Source organism: Arthrobacter sp. HMWF013 (assembly GCF_003061105.1).
GTDB lineage: Bacteria > Actinomycetota > Actinomycetes > Actinomycetales > Micrococcaceae > Arthrobacter.
The window spans coordinates 1-1,051 of sequence record NZ_QAIQ01000253.1; the positions used below are offsets into that span (position 1 = coordinate 1).

The 1,051-nt window shown below is 65.4% G+C and carries 1 protein-coding gene; it reads left to right on the plus strand.

Annotation, left to right across the window (positions count from 1 at the left end; translation table 11 throughout):
* A partial coding sequence (locus DBR22_RS23810; RefSeq protein ID WP_219928104.1) for a hypothetical protein occupies positions 1 to 719 on the plus strand: 719 nt, incomplete at its 5' end.
* Positions 720 to 1,051: the final 332 nt, after the last annotated feature.

Here is a 1,051-nt window from a genome sequence, read left to right on the forward strand (position 1 = left end):
CCACCGCCGACGTCGCAGCCGCCGCAGACATCAACCTCGGACTCGGCGACAGCGTCCTCACCGGCACCGACGCGGGCAATACCACCGCCGACGTCGCAGCCGCCGCAGACATCAACCTCGGACTCGGCGACGGCCTCCTCGGCAGCACAGATGGCAGCTCCACGGCCGATGTCGTCGCAGCCATCGACCTGGGTTTGGTCTTGGGTACGAATGGTACCAACCCCGGTACGGGCATAGGCGACGGCCTCGAAGCCGTCGTTGACGCCGACCTTGGCCTAGGCAACACCGGAGTCCTTGATGGTTCAGCGGTTGATCTCGATGCATCGGTAATCATCGGCGGCGGCACTGACGGCGGCACGACTCCCGGTACCGAAACCCCGGGCACCGAAACGCCCGGCGGCACCACGGATCAGGGCACCGGCACCACCGGCACCACCGACACCACCGGCGGCACCGACACTCCGGGTGCAGGCACGGGCACCGGCGGCACCGGAACAACGGGCACTGCAGGAACGACTACAACCGGAATCACCGTTGTCCCTGCCGGCAGCATCACCGGCTCCGTACCGGCGGCTGGAACAAGCAGCGCGATGAGCAGCACCACCGGTCAGGGCGGCACCACCCTGGCGAAGACCGGCGTCGACATGACTTTTGTCCCCGTCGCCCTTCTCCTCCTGATCGCCGGGCTGCTGATGCTCCGGAAGCGCAAGATTTCCTAACCGAAAATACCCCGCCGTTCGCCGGCACCAGTGAGCGTTCCTGAAAGGAGGTGCAGTACCGGAGAACCCAACCAACAGCACTCACCTTGTTGCCGATGGTCCGGCTGAGCAGGTCCCGAAGACTTCTCAGCCGGGCCGTCGGCGTGCCCCCGGCGGCTTCGACCGGACGCACCAGCGGCTCCGTTAGCTGGTCGAAATTTGGGTACCTTACCTCCAGCGGGAGGTCAGCAGAGGAACCTACCCGCCCGTATAATTTGGGGTATAAAAGTGCCGCAGCGCACCGGGAGGAACGGTCATGGTGGCGGAATCGCCCAGCTCCATCAAGAATGAAG